This window comes from Vibrio sp. D173a, from assembly GCF_030248475.1.
This window is the reverse complement of record NZ_JAHGAH010000399.1, coordinates 1-874: the sequence shown is the minus strand read 5'-3', so window position 1 is coordinate 874 and position 874 is coordinate 1. Positions and strand designations below refer to the sequence as shown.

General features: G+C 49.8%; 1 protein-coding gene. It reads left to right on the top strand.

The window, feature by feature from the left end; all coding sequences use genetic code 11:
* Positions 1 to 874, top strand: an 874-nt coding sequence (locus KIV40_RS26195; protein ID WP_306431898.1) for a LamG-like jellyroll fold domain-containing protein, incomplete at both ends; no start/stop codon positions are given.

Genomic DNA, 874 nt, shown 5'->3' with positions numbered 1-874 from the left:
GATGATCACCGACTGTATGTTGGATTAGATCATGGCAGGCCGACATTTGGTGCTGGTAGTGACTGGGATACAGAGTTAGACAAGGTTGAGGTGGATCAATGGCTGCACCTGGCCGTTGTATTCGATAAAGCCTCGCGTGAACGAATTTTTTACCTTAATGGACGAGAAATTAGCCGTGAAACCTATGTTGAATTTCAAGGGGACAGCTTGAGGAGTTTACTCGTTGGCGCGATGAACCGTTTGGAGGGTGCTTCAGATTTTCAGGATGCCCGCTTGAACGATGTTCAAGTTTGGTCACGAGCGCTTGATGGCAGCGACATACAAGGCTACATGGTGGTGCCACCGCGAGCAGGTGAAGGCGACTTAATGGCGTATTACGACTTTAGCCGTTACAGGGGCCTGTGGGTTGAGAACGTGGCGACTGGCACCTTTGATATGAAGTTGTCTGAATTAAAGTTGATGGCGCCAGCTGAAGTTGAGACGGACCATGATGGTGATGGGCTAAGTGATACTTTTGAGTTGTCAACATGCAGTGATCCTTACAATGCAGACAGTGATGGAGACGGTCTTTCGGATGGTCTGGAGATGGGGATCGAAACAGGTCAGCATCTGAGTGATCCGTGTAGCCCAGACAGTGATGGCGATGGCATTGATGATGGGTTCGAGTATGAAAAGGGCTGGGATTTACAAGGCTTTGATATTGGGGAGCTCAATGACCAGAGCATAAGCCACTGGGCTGAGTACGCTCAGGCGCAGGCCATATTGGCCGATGCCAACGGTGAAGCGGTGGTCTCGGGTGAACACGTCTTAGATGTCACTGATAAAGAAGCATTTGGTTACACAGGATTCATGCCTTCTGGTGACCAGTCCATGA